The sequence below is a fragment of the Pseudomonas sp. DP-17 genome (assembly GCF_022380625.1).
Lineage (GTDB): Bacteria > Pseudomonadota > Gammaproteobacteria > Pseudomonadales > Pseudomonadaceae > Pseudomonas > Pseudomonas nitroreducens_A.
The window spans coordinates 304,335-327,503 of the sequence record NZ_JAKSXG010000013.1 but is presented as its reverse complement, the minus strand read 5'-3'; the positions used below and the strand labels follow the sequence as shown (position 1 = coordinate 327,503).

General features: G+C 62.5%; 16 protein-coding genes. 8 read left to right on the top strand and 8 right to left on the bottom strand.

The window, feature by feature from the left end; all coding sequences use genetic code 11:
* The 3 genes from MJ122_RS21765 to MJ122_RS21755 are packed head-to-tail and all read left to right on the top strand — an operon-like array spanning window position 1 to window position 2,694.
* On the top strand, window positions 1-807 hold the full coding sequence (locus tag MJ122_RS21765) for an oxidoreductase (RefSeq protein ID WP_045217872.1): 807 nt from the start codon (window positions 1-3) through the stop codon (window positions 805-807).
* A 28-nt stretch (window positions 808-835) separates the two neighbouring features.
* Complete coding sequence (gene fabF / locus MJ122_RS21760; RefSeq protein WP_045217873.1) at window positions 836-2,119, top strand: beta-ketoacyl-ACP synthase II; 1,284 nt, start codon at window positions 836-838, stop codon at window positions 2,117-2,119.
* 2 nt (window positions 2,120-2,121) lie between these two features.
* Entirely contained in the window at window positions 2,122-2,694 is a 573-nt protein-coding gene (locus tag MJ122_RS21755; RefSeq protein ID WP_045217874.1) for a TetR/AcrR family transcriptional regulator, read from the top strand.
* A gap of 135 nt (window positions 2,695-2,829) precedes the next feature.
* On the opposite strand, the gene MJ122_RS21750 is transcribed toward MJ122_RS21755, so the two are convergent.
* Window positions 2,830-3,816 carry a slipin family protein gene (locus MJ122_RS21750; RefSeq protein ID WP_239746007.1) on the bottom strand — a complete coding sequence of 329 codons (987 nt, stop codon included), beginning with the start codon at window positions 3,814-3,816 and terminating at the stop codon, window positions 2,830-2,832.
* Window positions 3,817-4,384: 568 nt separating this feature from the next.
* On the bottom strand, window positions 4,385-4,891 hold the full coding sequence (locus MJ122_RS21745; RefSeq protein ID WP_143514266.1) for a hypothetical protein: 507 nt from the start codon (window positions 4,889-4,891) through the stop codon (window positions 4,385-4,387).
* Window positions 4,892-5,100: 209 nt separating this feature from the next.
* Between MJ122_RS21745 and MJ122_RS21740 the strand changes: the two genes are divergently transcribed.
* Complete coding sequence (locus MJ122_RS21740; RefSeq protein ID WP_143514267.1) at window positions 5,101-5,343, top strand: hypothetical protein; 243 nt, start codon at window positions 5,101-5,103, stop codon at window positions 5,341-5,343.
* Window positions 5,344-5,891: 548 nt separating this feature from the next.
* Here MJ122_RS21740 and MJ122_RS21735 read toward each other — a convergent pair.
* Window positions 5,892-6,293, bottom strand: a complete 402-nt coding sequence (locus MJ122_RS21735; protein ID WP_084358971.1) for a response regulator — start codon at window positions 6,291-6,293, stop codon at window positions 5,892-5,894.
* Window positions 6,294-6,389: 96 nt separating this feature from the next.
* On the bottom strand, window positions 6,390-6,695 hold the full coding sequence (locus MJ122_RS21730) for a hypothetical protein (protein WP_084358972.1): 306 nt from the start codon (window positions 6,693-6,695) through the stop codon (window positions 6,390-6,392).
* A gap of 382 nt (window positions 6,696-7,077) precedes the next feature.
* Between MJ122_RS21730 and MJ122_RS21725 the strand changes: the two genes are divergently transcribed.
* Window positions 7,078-15,588 (top strand): glucoamylase family protein, encoded by an 8,511-nt coding sequence (locus tag MJ122_RS21725; protein ID WP_239746006.1) that lies wholly within the window; start codon window positions 7,078-7,080, stop codon window positions 15,586-15,588.
* Window positions 15,589-15,595: 7 nt separating this feature from the next.
* On the opposite strand, the gene MJ122_RS21720 is transcribed toward MJ122_RS21725, so the two are convergent.
* The 3 genes from MJ122_RS21720 to MJ122_RS21710 form a co-directional block, all read right to left on the bottom strand.
* A complete protein-coding gene (locus tag MJ122_RS21720) occupies window positions 15,596-16,333 on the bottom strand; it encodes a Crp/Fnr family transcriptional regulator (RefSeq protein ID WP_084358973.1) in 738 nt (245 codons plus the stop codon).
* Between the two features lie 864 nt (window positions 16,334-17,197).
* The gene (locus MJ122_RS21715) at window positions 17,198-17,407 is read right to left on the bottom strand and encodes a cold-shock protein (protein WP_045217843.1); all 210 of its coding nucleotides are present in this window, start codon (window positions 17,405-17,407) and stop codon (window positions 17,198-17,200) included.
* Window positions 17,408-17,871: 464 nt separating this feature from the next.
* The gene (locus MJ122_RS21710) at window positions 17,872-18,492 is read right to left on the bottom strand and encodes a tyrosine-type recombinase/integrase (protein ID WP_239746005.1); all 621 of its coding nucleotides are present in this window, start codon (window positions 18,490-18,492) and stop codon (window positions 17,872-17,874) included.
* Window positions 18,493-18,664: 172 nt separating this feature from the next.
* Here MJ122_RS21710 and MJ122_RS21705 point away from each other — a divergent pair, with 172 nt between their 5' ends.
* From MJ122_RS21705 to MJ122_RS21695, 3 genes are all read left to right on the top strand, one after another.
* A complete protein-coding gene (locus MJ122_RS21705; RefSeq protein ID WP_239746004.1) occupies window positions 18,665-18,907 on the top strand; it encodes a hypothetical protein in 243 nt (80 codons plus the stop codon).
* Window positions 18,908-19,199: 292 nt separating this feature from the next.
* Window positions 19,200-19,670: a hypothetical protein gene (locus tag MJ122_RS21700; RefSeq protein WP_239746003.1), complete on the top strand. Its 471-nt coding sequence runs from the start codon at window positions 19,200-19,202 to the stop codon at window positions 19,668-19,670.
* A gap of 142 nt (window positions 19,671-19,812) precedes the next feature.
* Window positions 19,813-20,433: a tyrosine-type recombinase/integrase gene (locus MJ122_RS21695; protein ID WP_239746002.1), complete on the top strand. Its 621-nt coding sequence runs from the start codon at window positions 19,813-19,815 to the stop codon at window positions 20,431-20,433.
* Between the two features lie 611 nt (window positions 20,434-21,044).
* On the opposite strand, the gene MJ122_RS21690 is transcribed toward MJ122_RS21695, so the two are convergent.
* Window positions 21,045-23,159 carry a TonB-dependent receptor gene (locus MJ122_RS21690; protein WP_239746001.1) on the bottom strand — a complete coding sequence of 705 codons (2,115 nt, stop codon included), beginning with the start codon at window positions 23,157-23,159 and terminating at the stop codon, window positions 21,045-21,047.
* Between the last annotated feature and the right edge of the window lie 10 nt (window positions 23,160-23,169).

The window sequence follows — 23,169 nt, the reverse complement described above, 5'->3', positions numbered from 1 at the left end:
ATGTCCAATTCCCCAGTGGTCGTCATAACCGGCGTGTCATCAGGCATCGGTCGCACGGCGGCCGAACAGTTCGCCCGACGCGGCTGTCGCGTGTTCGGCAGCGTGCGCAACCCGGCCACCGCGCAGGCCATCCCCGGCGTCGAGCTGATTCAGCTGGATATCCGTGACGAAGACTCGATTCGCCACAGTATCGATCATGTGATCGCGGAGGCCGGGCGCATCGACGTACTGGTCAACAATGCCGGTACCACGTTGCTCGGAGCGACGGAGGAAACCGCCATCGACGAGGCCCAGGCGCTGTTCGACACCAATGTCTTCGGCACCCTGCGCGTCACCCAGGCGGTACTGCCACAGATGCGCAAGCAAGGCAGCGGGCGCATCGTCAACGTCAGTTCTGTGCTCGGCTTCCTACCGGCGCCCTACATGGGCCTGTACTCGGCCTCCAAACATGCCGTGGAAGGTTTGTCCGAGACCCTGGATCACGAGGTGCGGCGCTTCGGTATCCGCATCGCGCTGGTCGAACCTTCGTTCACCAAGACCAGCCTCGACCTCAACGCGCCACAGACCGCCCTGCACATCGCCGCCTACGACAGCGAGCGGGCAACCGTCTCCCAGGCCATCCAGATGAACGTGCAGAAGGCACCTTTGCCCGATGCGGTCGCCGCGACCATCGTCGAGGCTGCCCTGGGCGCGTGGAAAATGCGCCATACCCCCAAAGGCGAGGCCACCCTGCTCAGACGCCTGCGTCGCTTCATGCCGGCGGGCCCAGTCGATTCGGGCCTGCGCAAGACCTTCGGCCTCGGCTGATTAATGTCTTCACGTACGAGACCACACCATGCACAGAGAACACAGCACACGCATCGTCGTTACCGGCCTGGGCATCGTCAGCCCTCTGGGCTGTGGCAGCAAGACGGTATGGACACGCCTGCTGGCCGGCCACTCGGGCATCCGTACGTTACCGGTCGAGCTGAGCGAAGGCACCGGCAGCGCGGTTGGCGGGCAGGTGCCCGGCATTGCCGACGATCCAAAGGCCGGTTTCGATCCCGAGCGCTACATCCCCGCCAAGGAGCGCAAGAAGATGGATCGCTTCATCGAGTTCGCCCTGGTCGCTGCCGAGGAAGCCCTGACACAGGCCGGCTGGCGGCCGACGAACGAAGCGCAACGCCAGCGCACCGCGACAATTATTGCGTCAGGAGTCGGCGGCTTCGGCGCCATTGCAGAGGCCGTACGGATCACCGATCAACGCGGCCCACGGCGCCTTTCCCCTTTTACCGCACCATCGTTCCTGGCCAACATGGCGGCCGGCCAGGTCTCCATCCGGCATGGTTTCAAAGGGCCGCTCGGAGCACCGGTGACCGCTTGCGCCGCCGGCGCGCAGGCCATCGGCGACGCAGCCCGACTGATTCGTAGCGGTGAGGCCGATATCGCCTTGTGCGGCGGTACCGAAGCTGCCATCGATCGCGTCACGCTCGGCAGCTTCGCCGCGGCGCGGGCGCTGTCCAGCGGCTACAGTGATCGTCCTCACGAAGCATCACGCCCGTTCGATCGCGACCGCGACGGTTTCGTCATGGCCGAAGGCGCAGGGCTACTGGTGATCGAGTCGCTGGAACATGCCCTGGCAAGAGGCGCACAACCGCTGGCCGAGCTGATCGGCTACGGCACCAGTGCCGATGCCTATCACCTTACCGCCGGCCCTGAAGATGGCGACGGTGCCCGCCGCGCCATGCAACAGGCGTTACGCCAGACCGGTATCGGCCCCAGTGAAGTGCAACATATCAATGCCCACGCCACCTCAACGCCAGTGGGCGACCGTGGAGAGTTGGCTGCCATCCGCGCGGTGTTCGGCAGTGGATCGGGCGTGGCGATCACCTCGACCAAATCCAGCACGGGACATCTGCTTGGCGCTGCCGGTGGCGTCGAGGCCATCTTCACCGTGCTGGCCCTGCGTGATCAGGTCGTACCGCCGACGCTCAACCTCACCGCTCCCGATGAGACCGCTGAAGGCCTCGATCTGGTCGCTCTGACTGCCCGGCAAATGCCCCTACATTATGCCCTGTCGAATGGCTTCGGCTTTGGCGGCGTCAATGCCAGCCTGTTGTTCCGGCGCTGGAAGGTCTGAATATGGACCAGCCAACCGCCAAGGACTTGCGCCGTGACAAGCGTCGACAAGCCATGCTGCAGGCCGCGAGCGAGGTGTTCATGGTGCTCGGCTTCGACCATGCGAACATGCAGGCCATAGCCGATTCGGCTGGTGTGACCAAGGCAACGCTCTACGCCCATTTTAGCGACAAGGCACAGCTCTACCGCGCAGTGATCGAATATTGGCTGGAGCAACTTCCAGAGCCGAGACTGCCAATCCAGGCCCGAGGCGGACTGCGCGTCTGCCTGGAGAGAGCCGCACATGAGCTGCTGCTACAGAACCAACACACTGCCTCTCACGCCCTTACTCAAATGGTGTTGCGTTCGAACCGGATTGCACATAAACGCTGGCGGCAGCGCTTTCTGCCGTATCAGCGCTACCTGGCAAAGGCCCTGTCCCGCTGGGCTCGCTGCCCAGAGCCCGAGCAAGCAGCTATACAGTTCCTTCTGCTGGCGGTTGGCAGCCTAGACTGCAGCAGCCCCCTGGTAGTTAGCAAAGAGCGGCTAGATGCGGCTGTCGAAATGTTCGCTCAAGCCTACACAAAGGCCATTTAGACGTGCCTAAAGCACGGTCGCTATTAGTGCTCAGAGCGAAGACGAACTTCATTTTGTCGCTCTACTTGCGATATCAGCTCAGATTCTGACATTGGTTGGAGCGTCCGCTTATGGCCGGAAGCGGACAAATCCTGTCTAAGGAACGGCTGCATCAACCCGTTCGGCGTGCACGCCCGCTGTGCTGCGTTCATCCTGGCTGCGCCCCATTGTTGACGGTCTGCCGATGTTCGCCTGCACATTGACTCGCGGACTCTCATGCGAAGGTTCGTCGCTGGCATGGATCGTACCGGCCTGGGTGGCCACCGCAGCTGCGACGGCGACAGTCGGATTCATGCTGTCGACCATGGAGCTGGGAATGAGGATGGTGGTTCCGCGCTCCTTGGTGGTCTCGTAGATGATGTTCATTGCGCGCAACTGCAGGGCCGTAGGCTGACCGGCATAGATCGTGGCTGCTTCCACAAACCGTCCGGCGATTTCCGCTTCTGCTGAGCCCAGGATGATTCGCGCCTGCTTCTCGCGTTCAGCCTGCGCCTGGCGTGACATGGCGTCCTGCAATGCCACCGGGATGGCCACGTCGCGGATCTCCACCGAGCCGACGGTGACACCCCATTTCTGGGTCTTTTCACCAATCTCGCGGCACAACTGCTGATCGGAGCTGCTTCGATCGGATAGCAGCGCGGCCAGCATCGACGAACCGATCATTTCCCGCAGAGAGGTCTGTGCTACCCGGTCGATGGCCTGCCGGTAGTCGGTGATAGCCAGTGCCGCTTTGCGGGCGTCGTGCACGTGCCAGAAGATGATGGCGTCGACGTTCACCGGCACTGTATCGCGAGTCAGTGCCTGCTCGGCATTGAACGCCGTGGTCTGGATTCGCTCGTCGATCACAGCGACGACGCTGTCCAGGACCGGAATGATCATGAACAGTCCGGGCCCGCGCACGCCTTGCAGGTTACCTGCGCGCAACACGACGAATTTCTGCCAGGTATTGGCCATCTTGAGGGACAGCGAGACGACCAGTGCGCACACCAGCACAACGATGCCCACAACCGAGTGGCCAAGGTAGATGAGGACGGCACCGATGGCCGTCAGAACCGTGACGATGAAGAGGGTGATGGGGTTCATGGTGTCCTCCTGCATTCAAGCGCAACGCTCATTTGAAGATTGCGCCTGAGGCGTTCGTCTGTCTGTGCGCTAGACCACTGGAGCAATCCGCTGGGAAGGGGCCCGCGAGCACTGCCGGTATTTGTGAGGGGCTAAGCGCGCTTGCGTACCGACGCCAGGAGTTGCGACCTGCCATGGTTGCATTCCGTCAACACCGAGCTGGCCTGGCGTTTCGGTACGTCCTGGCGATCAGCAGTGATCGGCTCACCAGAGGTCGCCATGAAAAAACAACCGGGAACAGTTCCTGACAGCCCGTCGCCAGCCGGTGGGGGTGTCAGGCCCACACTGCCGGGCGGTGAATATGGCTCTCCCGCCGAGCGATATTCATTTCGAGATCGCGACAAGAAACAGCCGACGCTGCCGCCATCGGTTGATCCGGCTGAAGACCCATCACAGGCTCCGCACAAGTCTCCGGGCGATCCCTCGGAGGAGTAGTTCCCGCCGAGCGTGCGATGGCGCACGGAGGGCCATCCTGACGCTGTTGTCCGTCGGCTGCCCGAAGTCGGCCGCTGCGTCGTCATGTGCCAACTCAGACCAGGCTGATGTCCATGTGCGCACCGACTCCGGGCGCTCTTTCGATGACTTCGAAGGCGCGCAGGGTTTCGCGCGCCGAGTGGGTCTCGGCAAGCAGAACGACATTTCCTGGCAGGAGGGTGTACCCGAAGGGATGGTCGTCCTGGCTGAAGTTCGCCGAAGCGCCGATTGCCGCGCCCGCCAGCCCTCCCACGACAGCACCCCAGCCCAGCAATTCGAGCAGCGGCGAGCCGCCGAAGAGGCCTGCTCCGGCGTTCGTCATGGCGATTGCGAGCAGCGCACTGACCAGCAGGCCGAACAGCGCCCCGACGGCAACGCCCTTGATGACCTGCCTGAAGGGGCGCCGCTTCGCGCGCAGGCGCCCGGAGGGCACCAGTTCCTGGTTGTCGAATATGCGCACTCGATCCAGACGAATGCCTAACCCCAACAGGTCCTGTTTCGCGCAATCGGCCTGTGATCGTCGGGTGAACACACCTGAGACCTGATGGCAGTAGTGGGTCATGGTTGCTCTCCTGCAGCGCGACCTTTCGAACCAGTTTCCAGCATCCGCGAAGCCAAGGCGTCGGTCCGTCTGTTAACGCACGTACCGGTGCCCGTTATTGGGTGACCAGCGCAAGTGGGCTACCGCACCGACAACCTGGTGAAAGGTTGTCATTGTCGCTCCCTCCACACTCTGCAAGGTGCAGGAGTGGGAAGCGCGGCGAGGCGACCATGAACCAGACAGGCAAGCAAGGCCCCCATGGCGGGGCCGCTGAACCCAAGGGGAAGACTCATCCGCAAGGCAGACGCAACGAAGCGCCGCGTTTGCCGGGCTCAGATAACTACTCCAATCCGAAGACCAGAGCGGAAGCGGTACTCCAGCAATCGCTGGAGGTCGATTCTGCTGGAAATCCGACCTATCGACCGGAGAAGGGCACGAAGCCCGGCCGCGCCGGAGATGTTCATGACCAGTGATGCGCCATCGATGGATGACTACAGAAAACGCAGTGTGGCGGCGGGTCTGCGGCGCCAATGGCGGCATGCGGTGATTCTCTGCAGGAGGGCATGGCGTCAGCTGTCCATGACGACACACCCTGTGCCGCAGGCCAATCGCCAGATCAGGGTGAAAGAAACGCCGGTGGTTCGGCGCAGGCCGCGTCGTTGATCGTGCAGCTGCCGGTTACGATGGAGGTCACCAGAGCCGATGAACAGATTGTCACTGATCGCTGCCGGGAAAATGCTCGACACCTGGCTTCCGGGTTACTCATGCGCACTCTCTCGGTCCGCCATGGGCTCCATCAGCCTTCAGCTCATGTCCTTCCTGCAGAGGGAGGGGATTACGTTCGTGGGCATCGGCCAGCATTGCCTGCAAGGCGCGCAAGCGCTGAGAACGCTCAGTCAATGGTTGCAGGGAGAGCTGGCCCTCGTCTTCACCCCGCCTGCAGAGGAAGCACAGGTTCCGGCACGCAGAGTTACCGAGGATGAGAGCCTGGACTTCGAGTGTCAGTAGCCGTCGATTGCAATCAGGGCTCCTCCTCACCACCAGGCGTCCTTCGTTCCGGGAGCGCACGAAGAGTGCCCTCGAGCGTTGCGAGGTCCCATGGCTTGGCCAGGAACGTCGAGTTCTCGAGCGGCTTTCTGCGCTCCGGTCCATTGAGTCCCGAGGTGATCACGACGGGCGTCGAGGGACAGTGCTGCAGAGAGAGTCTGGCAACGTCGTAGCCGTCGAGCAGCCCGACCATCTGAATGTCGGTGATGATCAGATCCACCCGCGTGTCCGGCTGCTTCAGGTGCTCGATTCCATCTTCGGCGCTGGAGAAGGCGGTGACCTGCGCGTCGAGAAGATTGGCCAGGATCTGCGTCATCAGAATGCGGACGGTCAGCTCGTCCTCCAGCAGGAGGATGTGCGGTGAAATACTGCCCATGTCGTTGTCTTCCAGTCCAGGTTGCCAATGCTTGAAAGCTCCCGTGGGACAGGGAGCGCTCGGCTATGTGATCCTCTGCTGGTGTGCGGGCGCCCATCATGGCTTGCCTCCAGTATCCCCGGGCAAGCTCGGCGCCTGGTCTTCCGCACGGGCTGATGTGGCCGCGGTTTCCTTCGGCAACGTGGCCTCTATCTGATGCGGCGCCTCCACTCCCAGTTCCTCCAGCATGGGTAGCAACTCGGTGCAGAACTGCTGCAACTGGGTCTCGGAGAGCGCCGCAAAGCCATGGGCGAGGATGTAGCGGGCGATCACATCCTGCGGACTGTCCGGCGTGAACGCCGATTGCGCGATCAGATGGCGCAAGTCCTCGTAGAACCGTGCATTGATGTCGTTCGATTCCATGACAATCACCTCTTCAGCGGACTAGGGAATTGCCCTGAGACGTATCGGCGCTCGGGGGCTGGACGTGCATTCGATGCATGGAACGGAACCAGCGTTTCCTGTGGGGGAGGCAATGACACAGGCCATTGATTAGACGACCTGCCTTTCATTGGAATAGTGCGATAAGAATGATCAATGCGCCTGGCAGGCACCGAGCCGAGCCTCAGGCGGCCCTTAAGTGCGCAACCGCACCGACGTCGTAGTCCTGGTCTGCGAAGGTTGGACTCAGGCATGCCCCACTTCAGGAGCCTCCGGGTACCGACAGAGGGGGCTTTCTCTGTACGTGCCACCCTGGCGCTCGTGTCGACCTGCCAGGTTTCCGACGCACTTCCGGAGCATTGCCATGATGTCGCTCCATTTCCGGGCCTTGCGCCGCGGCCGATCGAAGCCTCCCTGGGACAGTCTGGTACCGGTTCGCGAAGAACTCTTCGGCATCGAACGGCTCGAACAGCACGCGCAGAGCCTGGCCCTGGCACAACAAGTGACGGATACGCCAAGGCGTGTACTGCCGTTGCATGTGCGCCTGGATGACAACGCCCTTGTCCTGCTGGCTGCCTACCGAGCCAGCGCTGTCGAGTTGGAAAGGGGCAATGGTTTGGTACCGGCTGCCGAGTGGCTGCTGGACAATTACCACATCGTCGAAGAACAGATCCGTGAGGTCCGCGACGACCTGCCGCCTAGCTACTACCGGCAGTTGCCCAAGCTCGCCGATGGACCGTTCGCCGGCTACCCGCGGGTCTTCGGCCTGGCCTGGGCCTTCGTGGCGCACACCGACAGCCACCTCGATGTGGAACTGCTGCAGCGCTTCATCCATGCCTACCAGCGAGTCCAGCCACTGACCATTGGCGAACTGTGGGCGGTGGCGATCACCCTGCGCATCGTCCTGATCGAGAACCTGCGGCGCCTGGCCGAGCAGATCAGCGCCGGCCGCATAGCCCGTGCCGATGCCGATGCCCTGGCCGAGCGCCTGCTCTCGCCAGGGCACGCTCGCTCGGCGCTGGAGGCGGATATCGCCGCGCGCTCGACCGGTCCGCTTTCCGAGGTGTTCTCAGCCCAACTGGCCAAACGCATGCGCGACCAGGACCCGCGCACGACACCGACACTTGGTTGGCTCGAAGAGCGCCTGCACGCACAGGGCGTCAGCGTCGAAGCGGCGGTCCAGCATGCGCAGCAGCGCCTGGGCGCCTCCAATGTCACAGTGCGCAATGTGATTACCAGCATGCGCCTGATCTCCGATATCGACTGGGCACAGCTTTTCGAGAGTGTCAGCCTGGTCGACGCGCGGCTGCGCGACGGCAGCAACTTCGCTGCCATGGACTTCCCCACTCGTAACCTCTATCGCAGCGCCATCGAACAGTTGGCGCGCGGCTCGTGCCTGGACGAGCTCCAGGTGGTCGATCACGCCCTGGAGGCTTGCCGTCTGTCTGTTGCCGAACATCCGGAAGGCGAAGACCCACGCCGTGAATCCGATCCCGGGTTTCATCTGATTGCTGAAGGCCGCCCGACGCTGGAGCGCGCCATCGGCTTCAGCCCGACGCTGCACCTGCGCCTGAATCGCTTCAGCGTGCGCCTGGGCATGGGCGGCTACATCGGTACCATCGGCCTGCTCAGCCTGGTGCTGCTGGGATTCGTATTCCATCTGCTGAATCAGCCTGCGCCCTCCTGGGGCTGGATGCTGGCCTTCCTGGCCTGCCTTTGCGTTCCGGTGACCGAAGTGGCCACGGCACTCATCAACCGCTTGGTGACCTGGAGCTTTGGCGCGATAACGCTGCCTGCGCTGGAACTCCTGGCCGGCGTGCCACAGGCGTTGCGCACCGTGGTGGCGGTGCCGACCTTGCTGACCACTGAGGCCGATCTGCTGGAGCAGATCGAGCGGCTGGAGGTCCACCATCTCGCGGGTATCGGCGGTGACCTGACCTTCGTGCTGATTCTCGATGGCGTCGACGCGCCACAGGAGGTCCTGCCCAGTGATGCACCGCTGCTCGCTGTTGCGGCTGCGGCCATCGACCGCCTGAATCGGCATTACGTCCAGGGGCCCGGCGGCCAGCGCTTCTTCGTGCTGTTTCGCAGGCGCTGCTTCAACCCTGCCGAGGGCTGTTGGATGGGCTGGGAGCGCAAGCGCGGAAAGTTGCATGAACTGAACCGGCTGTTGCGCGGCGCCACCGATACCAGCTTCGTGGCGATTGCCGGAGAGCCGCCGCGAGTGCCGAGCGAGGTACGCTTGGTCATCACCCTCGACGCCGATACTCGCCTGCCCCGCGAGGCGGCCCTGCGCCTTATCGGCAAGATGGGCCACCCGCTGAACCAGCCGCGCTTCGATGCCCTGCAGCAGCGAGTGATCAACGGCCACGCGGTACTCCAGCCGCGGGTGACGCCATCGCTGCCGATGGGCGGGGAGGGCTCGTTGTACCAGCGCGTCTTTTCCGGCCCGGCAGGCATGGACCCCTACGCGGCGGCGGTGTCGGACGTTTATCAGGATCTGTTCGGTGAAGGCTCCTTCACCGGCAAGGGGATTTATGACGTCGATGCCTTCGAGCGCGCGATGGCCGGCCGGGTTGCGGACAATCGACTGCTCAGCCATGATCTCTTCGAAGGCATCTTCGCCCGCGCAGGGCTGGCGTCGGATGTCGAGGTCGTCGAAGAGTCGCCGTCGCGCTTTGATGTGGCGAGCAGGCGTATGCACCGCTGGACCCGCGGCGACTGGCAGCTATTGCCGTGGATGCTCGGCCACTGGCGCGGGCCGCAGGCGATGCCGTTGATCGGCCGCTGCAAGATGCTCGACAACCTGCGCCGGTCGCTGGTCGTGCCCTTCGCCCTGGCCAGCCTGCTGCTCTGCTGGTGGCTGCCATTGCCGCAGGCACTGCTGGCCGCGACGTTGGTCATTCTGACCCAGGCGATCCCGCCGTTACTGCCGATCTACTGCGCGTTGCTGCCAGCGCGCTCCGGTGTTCGATTACGCAGCCACTTCGCCATGCTCGGCGCCGACTTCCGTCGTGCGTTGCTGCAGATCCTGCTGTCGCTGGCCTTTCTGCCAAACGATGCCTCGAGCATGGTCGATGCCATCCTGCGCACGCTTTGGCGGATGTACGTCAGCCAGCGCAACCTGCTGGAGTGGACCACTGCCGCACAGTCCTCACGCAAGCCGCGCCCTGGCTGGCTCGGCAGCTATCGGCAGATGGCCGGCGGGACGGCCCTCGCCGCATCGGCCGGCATCACCGGGTTGGCATTGCAGCCGGCGAACTGGTTGCTGATCCTGCCATTGACCCTGCTCTGGTTGAGCGCGCCTCTGCTCGCGTTCTACAGCAGCAGGCCCACGCAGCCGTCGCGTCGTTCGGGCCTGGAGGAGGATGACGCAACCGCACTGCGCCTGTGCGCACGGCGAACCTGGCGCTTCTTCGAGACCTTCGTCACGCCGGCGGACAATCTGCTGCCGCCGGACAACTTCCAGGAGCAGCCCAGGCCTGTGCTGGCTCACCGCACCTCGCCTACCAATATCGGCCTCTACCTGCTGTCCGCGGTGGCCGCTCGCGATTTCGGCTGGGCCGGCGGCCTGCAGACGCTTGAGCGCCTGGAAGGCACCCTGGCGGTGCTGGAGAAGCTGCCGCGCAGCCACGGCCATTTCTTCAACTGGTACGGAACCCGCGACCTGCGGGCCCTGGAACCGAGGTACCTGTCCTCGGTGGACAGCGGCAACCTGGCTGGGCACCTGATCGTGCTGGCCAACGCGTGCGAGGAGTGGCGCGCAAGCCCGCTGGTGGAGGAAGCCCGCCAGGGCCTGCTCGACACCCTGCACCTGGCACGGCAAGCCGTTGCAGCGCTGCCGCTGGCTGAAGATGTCGCGTTGCTGCAGGTGAAGGCCGACGTGCGGGAGATTCACCGGGCCCTCACCGGCCCACAGTCGCTCGACGCCTTGCTGCCCGCTCTCGGGCACCGCGCGGAAAAGGCCGTGCGGGGCGTCGCGGGCCTCGCGCCGGCTGGCGAGGAGGGCGGCGACCTGTCGTTCTGGTTCGACGCACTGCGCAGGGCCTTCGCCGAGCACAGCCGAGACCGACGGCATGGCCATGAAAAGGCATTGGGCCGACGCCTTCAGGCTCTGGCCGATACGGCGCGCCGGCTGGCACTGGAGATGGATTTCGGTTTCCTGCTCAACCAGGAGCGCAAGCTGCTGTCCATCGGCTATTGCGTGGACGACAACCGCCTGGACCCTAATTGCTACGACCTGCTGGCCTCCGAGGCGCGCCTGGCCAGCCTGTTCGCCATCGCCAAGGGCGACCTGCCGACCCGCCACTGGTTCCGCCTGGGCCGCACGGCCACGCCGGTGCCCGGTGGCTCGGCGCTGATCTCCTGGTCCGGCTCGATGTTCGAGTACCTGATGCCCTCGCTGGTCATGCGGGCGCCGGCCGGCAGCCTGCTGGAACAGACCAATCGCCTTGTCGTGGCGCGGCAGCAGGCCTACGGCGCCGCGCTGGGCATCCCCTGGGGCATCTCCGAATCGGCCTACAACGCCCGCGATCTGGAATTCACCTACCAGTATTCGAACTTCGGCGTGCCGGGTCTTGGTCTCAAACGCGGGTTGGCCGAGAACGTTGTCATAGCGCCCTATGCCACGGCGCTGGCGACCATGGTCGATGCGCAAGGGGCGCAGCGCAATTTCGATCACTTGACAGCCGTCGGTGCGCTCGGCCGCTATGGCTTCTACGAGGCTCTGGACTTCACCCGCTCACGCCTGCAGGACGGGGAAAGCGTCGCCATCGTCTGCAGTTTCATGGCCCACCACCAGGGCATGAGCATCGTCGCCATCGCCAATACCCTGCAGCACGGGCGCATGCGCTGCCGCCTGCATCGCGAGCCGATGATCCAGGCCAGCGAACTGCTATTGCAGGAGCGCGTCCCGCGCGATGTGGCGCTGGGGCATCCCCGCGCCGAGGAAGTAACGGTAGCGCCCAGCGACACCATTGCCGATGCGTCCACGCTGCGCCGAGTCGATGCAATGCTCGATGGGCCGCCGATCACTCATCTGCTGTCCAACGGCCGCTACGCATTGATGCTGACTGCCAGCGGTGGCGGCTACAGCCGCTGGGGAGATATCGCAGTGACGCGCTGGCGCGAGGATGCCACCTGCGACGACTGGGGCAGTTTCATCTTCCTGCGCGACCTGCAGAGCGGCGCACTGTGGTCGGCCACGGCGCAGCCTGGCGGACAACCGCTGGAGAATGGCGAGGTACTGTTCGACGAGGACCACGCCGAGTTCATCCAGCGCGACGCCGCGCTGCTGACCAGCCTGGAAGTACTGGTGTCCGGAGAGGACGATGGCGAGGTGCGGCGGGTGTCGCTGACCAACCATGGTCGCCGTGCACGCGAAATCGAACTGACTTCCTATGCCGAAGTGGTGCTGGCAACGCCGGCAGCCGATGGCGCGCATCCGGTGTTCTCGCGGATGTTCGTACAGACAGAATACCTTGCCGAGTTCGGCGCCCTGGTCGCCACGCGACGCCTGCGCTCGCCGGACGATCCGTCGATCTGGGCAGCCCATTTCGCAGTGGTCGAGGGCGAGGTGATCGGCGAGACGCAGTATGAGTCCGACCGCGCCCGCTTCCTCGGCCGTGGCCGAACCCTGCGGGAGGCGCAGGCAGTTCTGGGCCACCGTGCCCTGGGCAACTCCCAGGGCAGCGTGCTCGATCCGATTTTCTCCCTCCGCCTGCGCCTGCGGGTGGCACCCGGCAAGGTTGCACGGGTGGCATTCTGGACACTGGTAGCCAGTACCCGGGAAGCCTTGCTTGACCTGATCGACAAACACCATGAACGCAACGCTTTCGAACGCGCCAAGACCCTAGCCTGGACCCAGGCCCAGGTGGAATTGCGCGACCTGGGCATCGATGCCGAGGAGGCCGCCGATTTCCAGCGCCTGGCGGCGCCGATTCTCTATGCGGATTATCGCTGGAGGGCACCGCAGGAAGCCCTCCGGCGCGGCGCAGGGCGCCAGTCCGGGCTCTGGCCGCTGGCGATTTCCGGAGATTTGCCGATCGTCCTGTTGCGCATCGACGAAATCGACGATTTGTCGCTGCTGCGGCAGCTCCTGCGCGCCCGCGAGTACTGGCGGATGAAGGGCCTGGACGTTGACCTGGTGATCGTCAACGAACGAGCCTCGTCCTATGTCCAGGATCTGCAGACCGCCATCGAAACCGCCGTACGCAGCAGCCCCTCGCGTCAACGCAGCGAGGGCCAGGCCTCGCGCGGCGCCGTGTACACCTTGCGCGCCGACCTGATGACCGTGGAGGCGCGGGAACTGCTGAACGCCGTGGCGCGGGTCAACCTGCTGGCGCGCCGCGGCCCCATCGCTGCCCACCTGGGGCGTCTGCCGCCGGCCAAGCCGCAGCCGTCTGCCGCCCGGCATGCACCGGCGGCCTTGCCGCTGCTGCCCGCGACCGAGGTAACGAGCAGTGATGAGCTGCTGGAATTTTTCAACGGGCTGGGCGGCTTTGCGCTGGGCGGGCGCGAGTACCACATCGTTCTGAACAATGGCCACACGACCCCGGCGCCGTGGATCAATGTGATCGCCAATCCAGCGTTCGGCTTCCAGGTCTCGGCGGAAGGCAGCGGCTACACCTGGGCAGGCAACAGCCGGGACAATCAGCTCAGCCCCTGGTCCAACGACCCGGTCATCGATCCTGCAGGTGAGGCTTTCTACCTGCGCGACGAAGACAGCATGGCATTGTGGGGCGTTACCGCCCGGCCGATCCGCGACGCAGGCTTGTACCGCGCCGCCCATGGTTTCGGCTACAGTCGGTTCAGCCACACAGCCCACGGTATCGAGGCGCAGCTGCTGCAGTACGTGCCGCTGGATGACCCGCTGAAGATATCGCGGCTCACACTGCGCAATGCCTCCGGCCGGCCGCGCCGGCTATCGGTGACGGCTTACGTGGAATGGGTACTGGGTACCGCGCGCGGAGCCTGCGCCCCTTTCATCCTGACTGGGGTGGATGTCGACAGCGGCGCGCTACTGGCACGTAACCCGTGGAGCATCGCTTATTCTGAGCGGCTGGCTTTCGCCGACCTGGGCGGGCGGCAGAGCAGCTGGACCGCCGATCGCGGCGAATTCATCGGCCCTGCCGGTAGCCTGTCGGCTCCTCGGGCTCTGCTCGGCGCCGCGGCGTTGTCGGGCGCCACCGGCGCTGGCTTCGATCCTTGCGCTGCCCTGCAATGCATCGTCGAGCTGGGTGTCGGCGAGTCCGTGGAAGTGCTGGCGTTGCTGGGGCAAGCCGGATCGGACGAAGAGGTTCGTGGTCTCGTGGAGCGATATCGCAGCATCGATCTCGATGCGGTATTGGCCGATGTGACGCGGTACTGGCAGCAGCGGCTGGGCGCAGTCCAGGTGCGCACGCCTGATCGCGCCATGGACCTGATGCTCAACGGCTGGTTGCTCTACCAGACGCTGGCGTGCCGCATCCATTCCCGTTCGGCGTTCTACCAGGCCAGCGGTGCTTATGGTTTCCGTGACCAGTTGCAGGATGGTCTGGCGCTGTCTTTCGCCTGCCCAGAGCTGACCCGCCATCACCTGCTGCGGGCCGCCGGGCGCCAGTTCGTCGAGGGCGATGTGCAGCACTGGTGGCTGGAACAGACGGGGCAGGGAGTGCGCACGCGAATCTCCGATGACCGGGTCTGGTTGGCCTATGCCTGTGCCAGCTATATCGAGTCATCCGCGGACCTTGCGGTGCTCGACGAAATGCTGCCTTTCCTCGAAGGGCCACAGCTGCATCCTGGCGAGAGCGATACGTTTTTCCAGCCGATGCTTGCGGAGGAGAGCGCTTCACTGTTCGAGCACTGCGCTCGGGGCCTGGACCAGTGCCTGGAGATGACCGGCGCCCACGGCCTGCCACTGATGGGGAGCGGAGACTGGAACGACGGAATGAACCGTGTGGGCGTCGGCGGGCAGGGCCAAAGTGTGTGGCTCGGCTGGTTGCTGTTGCATACCCTGGAGCGCTTCGGTGCTCTGGCCGAGGGGCGTGATGAGGTGCGGTGCGTGCGCTGGCGGAAACATTCGGCGGCGCTGCAGCTGGCCTTGGAGGAGCATGGCTGGGATGGCCAGTGGTATCGCCGAGCGACTTTCGACGACGGCACCTGGCTCGGCTCGGCGGCCAGCGACGAATGCCGGATCGATTCCATCGCCCAGTCCTGGGCGGTGCTCTGTGGCGGCGCGAATCCCGAGCGCGCAGCCACTGCCATGGCCTCGCTGGAGCGCTGGTTGATCCGTCAGGATGATGGGTTGGCCTTGCTGTTCACTCCACCCTTCGATCAATCGCCGCGCGATCCTGGCTACATCAAGGGATATCCGCCGGGCCTGCGCGAGAACGGCGGGCAATACAGTCATGCGGCGATGTGGAGCATCCTGGCGTTTGCCCGTCTCGGTGAGGGCGACAAGGCGGCCGGGCTGTTCTCCCTGCTCAACCCGATCAACCATGCACGTACCGCAACAGAGGTGGAGTGTTACAGGATCGAACCCTATGTCGTCGCGGCCGATGTCTATTCCGTTGAACCCCATGTCGGGCGTGGTGGCTGGAGCTGGTACACCGGCTCCGCTGGCTGGATGTACCGTGCGGGGGTGGAAGGGATTCTGGGGCTCCGGCGCGAGGGTGCAAGTCTGCTCATCGATCCGTGTATTCCGCTGGACTGGCCGGGGTTCGACGCCAGCGTGACGGTGGATAGTTGCCATTACAGCATCGTCGTGGCCTCGGCCGGGACGCACTGCCGCGGCATCCAGCGTGCGCTTCTGGATGGCCTTTCACTGGTCTGCGGCGAAAGCCCGGTGCGGGTGCCGCTGGCGGTTGGCGAGCATCGCCTCGAGCTGTTCCTGTAAACTCGTGTCACTCCGCCGCATGGCCTGGACGACGGGGAACGTAGGGTAGCAAGCGGTCGGTTTCCGCCTTCACCACCGCGTAACACTCGCAGCTCAATGCCTCCAGGCGCGGGCGGTCCAGCACGGTGATCCGCCCCCGGCTGTACTCGATCACACCTTGCTTCTGCAGTTTGCCGGCCGCTTCTGTGACGCCCTCTCGCCGTACACCGAGCATGTTGGCGATGAGCTCCTGGGTCATGATCAGCTTGTTGCCGGGCAGGCGATCGAGGGACAGCAGCAGCCAGCGGCAGAGTTGCTGGTCGATGGAGTGATGGCGGTTGCAGACTGCCGTCTGGGCCATCTGAGTGATCAATGCCTGGGTATAGCGGAGCAACAACATGAGCATGTCGCCGTGGCGACTGAACTCGTCCTTCATTCGTTGCCCCGCGAGCCGGTAAACGCTGCCGGCGCTTTGCACGATAGCGCGGCTGGGGGTGCTCTCGCCGCCCATGAAGACGGCTATACCGACCAGCCCCTCGTTACCGACCACGGATATCTCGGCCGATGCACCACTTTCCATCACGTACAAAAGCGAAATGATGGAGTCGGTGGGGAAGAACACGTAACGCATCGCATCACCGGGTTCGTAGATCACCTTGCCCAGATCCAGGCGTTGCAGCTCCAGATGGGGAAAAAGGCGTTCCTGAACCTCGCGGGGGAGTGCGGCCAGTAAATGGTTCTGCGCGGGGGAGGGAGTCTCTCGCATGGCGGCCTCCTCACGGGGCGTATCGCGACTATTCAAGCATACAATTTCAGGCCTTTGCCGGTGGTGCAAAGTTCCCTATCGCACAGACCGGGCTCCTATTTGCGCGCAACCTGGAGCTTGCGGCGGCGGATGCTGATCTGGCGCCTTGTACGACCCTGTCATCGCATCGTTCCAGAGTGGGCGTGAACATTGAAGATCGCGATTCCTGCGGTATTTACGAGGGCCATAACGGCATAGTCGCCGATGACCATTCCTGCCCCGGCCGGGCGCAGATAGGCTCATCGGGAGTGACAACTGCAACTCCGAGGATGAAGGCCTTGGCGGCCCTCCGGAAATCATGCTGGATTCGCAAAGTGGGCAAGTTGCGTGTGCCAATCTGTCGTTTGGCGGATTCACGGAGATGGGAGAAAAACGGTTTGCAGTTCCATGGAGTCTCTTGGGGCTGGATACGGCGAACAAACGCTTCGTGCTTGATGTGGACCAGGGCCGCCTCAGCAGCGCACCGGGGTTCGTCTGGCCGTGCCCCGCCTTTTTGTAAGATTGAAGCCGGTCAGGTGGTTTCTAATCAGCGGATTGGAAATATATTCGAGATTGACTGGGTATTGGCCCGCTTGAGTGAGTCCATGATCACGGCGACACATTCAAGTTGTTGTCTGATTCTGGCGAGATTCTCCCTATTCGTGGAGGATTCGGAACTGACTTCTTCTGCCGCAAGATCATTTATTGCCTGTGTCAGGCAACTGCTTGCAATATTAAGGCTTTGCCCAAATCGCTTTTCTTTCATGTCGAATCCCCGCTATTTCCCTGAGAGTCGCATGGCTTGATCCCAATGAGAGACCCCGCAGTTAGCGGGGTCTGGGGATTTCACAGTACTTTAACCTGCTCGGCCTGGTCACCTTTAGGGCCAACGCCCACCAGGAAGCTCACGCGCTGACCTTCATCCAGTGACTTGAAGCCTGGAGTGTCGATTTCTCGAAAATGGACGAATATATCCGGCCCCATCTCGGGGGTAATGAAGCCAAAACCTTTTACTGCGTTGAACCATTTTACGGTTCCATTCTGACGAATAGCCATGATGATCTCCACGGGAGTTGCTGCAGAGTGAAGTGGCCGAGGAGATGGGCGTCATGCATCAAGACGGAGCCGCTAAACACGGCAGAGGAATTAGATTATACAGCGAGCGGGGAGGTTTGCAGGGATTTTAAGATTAATTTTGATTATTCGGATGAATGGTCTGCCGGATGAGCATCGATATTATGTCTTTCATGAGTTTTTATTTGGTCTTTCTGTTTTTTGATTTAGAGGTTTTAATGGTCGCAGTTGCGGGGATGTTTCCCTAATGGGATTGAACTTGGTGGGAAAGATAGCCGATCCAGATTCATTCCAGTAAGTTGGGTGCATATGAACAAAGAATCCTCCCGTAGCGAGTCTGGCTGCAGCTTGGCATATGGCCGGCACCGGTCCACGGTGCCGGACTCTTTCAGTTGATTGCCGCGGGTAGCGTTACGCAGGCGGCCAGCACTCAGGCGGATGCATGGTCAAACCTCAGTCTGTTCCGCCATCGCCAGAGCGTCATCGACCTCGATACCCAAATACCTAACAGTACTCTCCAGCTTCGTATGGCCGAGCAACAACTGCACTGCTCTCAGGTTTTTCGTTCTGCGATAGATCAGCGATGCTTTGGTCCTACGAAGCGTGTGAGTTCCGTAGAGTGTGGGGTCGAGGCCGATTGTGGTTATCCAGGCTTTCACAATGCGGGCGTACTGCCTCGTGGAAATGTGAGCTGAAATTCGAGCACTACTGGGAAAAAGGAAATCGTCGTTACGACGGCAAGCTGTTCGGATCCAAGCTTCAACCGATGCTCGCGTCTGAGCAGTGATTTCGAACTGCACCGGTCGCTGGGTCTTCTGCTGCATCACGATCGCGCGCGTCGACACATGATCGCCGTGAGCTATGTCTCTGACGCGCAGCTTCGTTAAATCACAGGCTCGCAGCTTGCTGTCGATGGCGAGGTTGAACAGCGCCAGATCACGTTCCTTGTTTGCGATCTCAAGTCGCACTCTGATAGCCCAAATGTCCCCAAGTCGTAGCGGTGCTTTTTGGCTGACCAGTTTGCCCTTGTTCCAAGGTTCGCGAGCTTTCGTTGCGGGTGTGGCCATGATTTGTCCTCCACATGAGTGAAGGGCTAGGGTGCATCGCATGCGATCTTAGGGCCGCTTCCGACCCAGAGCGGACACTCGTGTGCGGCTCAGACCTGCCGTTACCGGGTAAATGCATTTGCTCTGCTTAGGCACGGCCGATATGGTCAGTCAATAACTGCGGAGTTCTATGATGCCAACCGATCCACTATGCCTCGTTTTTGTTCCCCCGTTGGTGGCATTGCTCACTGCTGCCGAGAGCAGAAAAGGCTCTCCGCTCACAGAAGACGAGGTTTGCACCATTCGCGATCAGGCGGCCTGCATCGCCGTTCCCTTCAGCACTGCGCTCGAGATGGAAGACAAACGCGGTTATGCGGATATTGTCGCCGAGGACTGTTGGAGCGAATGGAGAAAGCGACGCGCGCAGCAAGTCTGAGCCTAGTTGGGCCTCGTCCAAGGCCGCGCGGGTCTATGTTCGCTAATGGCCGTTTACTGCCCCTGACGAGAGGCCGCTGCCTTTCCATGATGGACTGGGCCGTAGGTCAATGAGGCAACGGGCGTAACCGGGGGTTACAACCTGTTTCCTGGGAGATGAGAGAAACGTCACGGAGTCAGCAGTCGTCACTGGTATCACCTAGGGTGCATGGGTATCTGTAGCAATGCCGGGCCCGATCAATTCGGGCTTCTGAGATGACAGCAGAATCAGAGAAAGCAAGGATGACAGGCCTATGAGATGGATCCTTCCTGCTCTTGCACCAATCATCGTTACTCAGTTCTACATACCTCACTCACGCGCGGATGAGCTGTCAGCTATCCGAGTTGCCGCAGAGAAAGGGGAGTGTGTCGTCGTTCATGAAGGGCAGGTGGAACCAGCTATTGCGCTGACCGCATCGTCCTATGACCTCCCTGGCTCGGACAAAAGGGAAGTATTGAAGTTGATAGATAAGTTTCGTGCTCATGGTTGCTCCATTGCACAGCCCGATAGCGAGGGAGCTTCTCCTATCAATGTCGCAGTGCTTACCGCTGAACCAGAATTGCTGCATTACCTGCTGGAAGCTGGCGGCGACCCTTCGGCCCGAATTACAGGCTCGCGTCCTTGGGCGAACGGAAAAAACAGCATTGAGTTCGCACAGCTTTTGTACAAAGTCGAACCCACTGAAAAGCGAAAGAAAGTGATCGAGATCCTGATCTCGAATTGAGTCAATCGGTACTAGAGTTGCTCATACAGCTGGTCTTTCACCGAAGGGGATTCTGAACGACTGAGCGTCCGCTTCTGGCCGGAAGCGGCCCTGAGGCTACGAGCGATGCACCCTAGTCCTTCACCCATGTGGAGGACAAATCATGGCCACACTCACATTGAAAGCTCGCGAACCTTGGAACAAGGGCAAACTGGTCGGCCAAAAAGCACCGCTGCGACTTCGGGACATTTGGGCTATCAGAGTGCGACTGGAGATCGCAAATAAGGATCGTGATCTGGCGCTGTTCAACCTTGCCATCGACAGCAAGCTTCGAGCCTGCGATTTAACGAAGCTGCGCGTCAGGGACATAGCTCATGGTGATCACGTGTCGACGCGCGCGATCGTGATGCAGCAGAAGACTCAGCGCCCGGTGCAGTTCGAAATCACCGCTCAGACGAGAGCATCAGTTGAAGCTTGGATCCGCGCAGCTCGCCGTCGTAACGACGATTTCCTTTTTCCCAGTCGTGCGCGATGTTCAGCTCACCTATCCACGAGACAGTACGCCCGCATTGTGAAAGCCTGGGTATCCACAATCGGTCTCGACTCCACGCTCTACGGGACTCATACGCTTCGTAGAACCAAAGCATCACTGATCTATCGCAGAACGAAAAACCTGAGAGCAGTGCAGTTGCTGCTCGGCCATACAAAGCTGGAGAGCACTGTTAGGTACTTGGGTATCGAGGTTGATGACGCTCTGGAGATGGCGGAGCAGACTGAGGCTTGATCATGCTCCCCTGTTGGCGCCGCGCCGCAAGCCGGCGCCTCTTTGAGGCCGCTAGCGGCCAGAAGCGGACATCCGCAAAGACAAGTTGAGCAGCAGGAGAATGTCGATTCAGGCTCGTCTCGCTGCCATCGCGTAGCGGTCTCATCCAAGCTCTCGGAGCGTCCCGACCTTACAAGAAACCGGTGCGCCAGCCACAAGGACATCATGACTTGGCTGATGCCCGGTTGCACATCGCGTAGCCGGGCATCTTTGACCTAGGTTTTGCCCTCGATTCGACTGAGACAATCCTGCCCGCTACGGAGATTGCGTTTCAGATCACCCACGTATCGAATCCATGGACCACCGCAGTACCTTACCATCAGGATCCCAATGAGTCGCAGCACGGTGGTCAGCGCAATCGGATGCGCCGAACAGACGTTCGCCTCCTCCTCCGGAATAGCCCACACCGTAGATAGAGAACCAATCCAGCATCGCCGCCGGGTTGGCACGGGTGCAGCCCGGCTGGTGTATGACCAGGAGCCACACAATTTCGCCCAACCTGCTCGGTATCTTCTGATAACGGCGAAAGCCCATCACTCTCACCGCGGTTCATTGCACCGCAGACAGCCATCCTAGAAGGCGTACTCCGCCCCCACACTCAGGCTGCGCCCGTTGCCACTGAGGAAGGTCGGCTGGCTGGCATCGGCACGGTTGCGGATCACGTAGCTGCTGGCGTAGGTCTTGTCCGCCAGGTTGTCGCCCTGCACGTAGACGCTCAGTCCTTCGCGGGCCTTATAGCTGGCCTTGAGCCCCCAGAGCGCGTAGGAATCCTGATAGTTGTTGCGGGTGTTGGCGTGGTCGGTCGGAGTGTCCTGCGGCAGCCAGCGCAGGTTCGGTCCGACGCTCCAAGGCCCGCGCCGGTAGAGCAGTTCCGCCGCCCAGAGCTGACGCGGCACGCCGGCGATCTGGTTGCCCTGGAACTCGCCGCCACGGAAACGGAAGTCGCTGAAGGTCCAGGCCACTCGGTAGGCCAGGTCGCCGCCGATGCTGGCCGAGGTCGGCAGCAGGCCGTTCAGCCCCGCTTCGACACCGCGGTGGCGGGTACGTGATCCATAGTTGTAGGTTCCCACCTTCACCCCGTAGGAGTCGCTGGTGGAGATCAGTTCGTCTTCCACGTCGCTCTGGTACAGCGTCAGGCTCCAGTCGGTCTGGGCGACGTGTCCGGTACCGCCGATCTCATACGTGGTAGCGCGTTGCACGTCGAGGTTAACCAGTTGCGCTTGTGCCGCCGCGGGGGCCACGGGAGAGACTTCGGCGGAAATGATTTCCCAGAATGTCGGCGCTTCGTGACTGCGGCTGATGTTGGCGTACCAGCGCAGGTCAGGGCTCGGCGTCCAGTTCAGGCCGATCTTCGGCGTTGCAAAGTTCCAGCCCTGATCGAGGTGACCGGCGCCGTCACGCGAGTCCGCATCGCGGCGGACATCGCTCCACTTCACCTCGGTGACCAGGGTCCAGTCCGGCGCCAGGTGCCAGTCCACGCCGAGCAGCAGATCCAGGTTTGACGCCTCCAGGCCGAAGTTGCCGAAGCGCTGCATGCGGCTGCCGTTCTGCGGATTGTTGGCATACAGCTCGCGCGTCATGTCGCTGTAGGACCAACTGGCGCCCAGGCGATAGCCGAACAGGCGCTGTTCGCCTTCGAAAAGCCATTGCGCGCCGAGAGTATCGCTGTCGGTCAGGGTGTGGCTGAGCGGGTCGGTGAAGTCGTCCCGGGTGTTCTGCCCGTAGACGCCGAAGCTCTGCTGCCAGCCCGCACCGCTCCACTGCGTACGGTTGGCCAGGCGCAGTTGTTGGGTGTCGCGGTGCGGATCGCGCTTGTAGATGTTCAGCAGGCGGTCCTGCGGGGTGTTGCCGTCGCCCAGCACGCTGCGTGGATCATCCTTCAAGCGCGCCTTGGTGATGACGTTGGGGATCTCGAAGGTCAGGTCGCTGTAGGACAGGTAGCTGCGGTTCTGAACGCCGTTGCCCAGGTCTAGGCCGACGTTGCTCTGCACCACCGTGCGATGGGAAGCGGAGTGATGGCGATAGCCGTCGTACTCGTCATGGCTGACGCTCAACCGCGCATCGTGCCCGCCTCCATCCAGCCCGGCGGCGGCCTGCAGGCCCTGGCGGCCGAAACTGCCGGTCTCCAGTCGGACGCGTCCGGCTTCGTCGGCGCCAGTCAGCGAGTTGAACTCCAATTCGCCACCTAGAGCAGTCGCACCGGGGCTGCCGGCGTTTGCACCCCGTCGGGCGCTGATCCACGAGGCGTTGCGCGGCTCCAGCAGACCGATGATGAAGGAGCCATCCGCCTCGTTGAGCGGCAGGCCGTCCTGCAACAACAGCACGCCGCGGTTGACCGGGTTGCTCTGGATACCCGAGCCGCGAATATTCAGGCGCGGCTGATCGGTGCCGCCGAAGAAGTCCTGGATCACCAGGCCGGGCTGGTAGTCCAGCGCGTCGCGCAGGGTCGCCAGGCGCGTCTCCTGCTGCGGCTCGGCGAGATTGGTTCCGCCGGGCACGCGGGCCAGGCGCTCGCTTTCGGTCTGTGCCGAAACGCTGACCGGCGCGGGGCTTTTCCCGCTGACCTGCATCGGCTCCAGTTCGATGCGATCTTCCGCCAACGCCGCCAGCGGCAGCAGGCCGAGGGCCAGCAGGGGAAATGAGATTTTCGAAGGGAAGTGGCGTTTGGGGGACAAGCAACGACTCATGACAAGCTCC

What these genes read in the sequence shown, in the direction of transcription:
- MJ122_RS21755 (WP_045217874.1), top strand. Translation starts at nt 2,122, where the DNA reads ATGGACCAGCCAACCGCCAAGGACTTGCGCCGTGACAAGCGTCGACAA.
- MJ122_RS21720 (WP_084358973.1), bottom strand. Translation starts at nt 16,333, where the DNA reads ATGCGAGAGACTCCCTCCCCCGCGCAGAACCATTTACTGGCCGCACTC.
- MJ122_RS21695 (WP_239746002.1), top strand. Translation starts at nt 19,813, where the DNA reads ATGGCCACACTCACATTGAAAGCTCGCGAACCTTGGAACAAGGGCAAA.
- MJ122_RS21725 (WP_239746006.1), top strand. Translation starts at nt 7,078, where the DNA reads ATGATGTCGCTCCATTTCCGGGCCTTGCGCCGCGGCCGATCGAAGCCT.
- MJ122_RS21705 (WP_239746004.1), top strand. Translation starts at nt 18,665, where the DNA reads ATGCCAACCGATCCACTATGCCTCGTTTTTGTTCCCCCGTTGGTGGCA.
- fabF (WP_045217873.1), top strand. Translation starts at nt 836, where the DNA reads ATGCACAGAGAACACAGCACACGCATCGTCGTTACCGGCCTGGGCATC.
- MJ122_RS21700 (WP_239746003.1), top strand. Translation starts at nt 19,200, where the DNA reads ATGAGATGGATCCTTCCTGCTCTTGCACCAATCATCGTTACTCAGTTC.
- MJ122_RS21765 (WP_045217872.1), top strand. Translation starts at nt 1, where the DNA reads ATGTCCAATTCCCCAGTGGTCGTCATAACCGGCGTGTCATCAGGCATC.
- MJ122_RS21715 (WP_045217843.1), bottom strand. Translation starts at nt 17,407, where the DNA reads ATGGCTATTCGTCAGAATGGAACCGTAAAATGGTTCAACGCAGTAAAA.
- MJ122_RS21730 (WP_084358972.1), bottom strand. Translation starts at nt 6,695, where the DNA reads ATGGAATCGAACGACATCAATGCACGGTTCTACGAGGACTTGCGCCAT.
- MJ122_RS21735 (WP_084358971.1), bottom strand. Translation starts at nt 6,293, where the DNA reads ATGGGCAGTATTTCACCGCACATCCTCCTGCTGGAGGACGAGCTGACC.
- MJ122_RS21740 (WP_143514267.1), top strand. Translation starts at nt 5,101, where the DNA reads ATGAACCAGACAGGCAAGCAAGGCCCCCATGGCGGGGCCGCTGAACCC.
- MJ122_RS21690 (WP_239746001.1), bottom strand. Translation starts at nt 23,159, where the DNA reads ATGAGTCGTTGCTTGTCCCCCAAACGCCACTTCCCTTCGAAAATCTCA.
- MJ122_RS21750 (WP_239746007.1), bottom strand. Translation starts at nt 3,816, where the DNA reads ATGAACCCCATCACCCTCTTCATCGTCACGGTTCTGACGGCCATCGGT.
- MJ122_RS21710 (WP_239746005.1), bottom strand. Translation starts at nt 18,492, where the DNA reads ATGGCCACACCCGCAACGAAAGCTCGCGAACCTTGGAACAAGGGCAAA.
- MJ122_RS21745 (WP_143514266.1), bottom strand. Translation starts at nt 4,891, where the DNA reads ATGACCCACTACTGCCATCAGGTCTCAGGTGTGTTCACCCGACGATCA.